This window comes from Psychrobacter sp. TAE2020, from assembly GCF_018919485.1.
In the GTDB taxonomy this organism is placed as follows: Bacteria; Pseudomonadota; Gammaproteobacteria; order Pseudomonadales; family Moraxellaceae; genus Psychrobacter.
This window is the reverse complement of sequence record NZ_JAHLMU010000030.1, coordinates 1-241: the sequence shown is the minus strand read 5'-3', so window position 1 is coordinate 241 and position 241 is coordinate 1. Positions and strand designations below refer to the sequence as shown.

At 51.9% G+C, this 241-nt stretch carries 1 protein-coding gene; it reads right to left on the bottom strand.

All coding sequences use genetic code 11. From position 1 onward, the window contains the following. Nucleotides 1–241: Ig-like domain-containing protein (locus KPY62_RS14075; protein ID WP_216583479.1), on the bottom strand; the 241-nt coding region annotated here is incomplete at both ends.

Below are 241 nucleotides of genomic sequence, written 5' to 3'. Positions count from 1 at the left end.
GTGCTGTTACCAGCGGCATCGGTGATTTGAGCGGTTACGCTGTAGTCGCCATCTTCTGGAATCTGACCCTTAGGAATGGTCACAGCTACAGTGCCCGCCTCCACATCAGCTTGAGTTAAGGCTTGCTCAACGGTGCTGGTGCTAAGATCTGGATTGGTGATGGTTACCGTAACCATGTCACCTTCTTCACTGCCTGTTGGCACAGTCACATTGGTTTGAATACCATCGGCAAGCTCTGCTG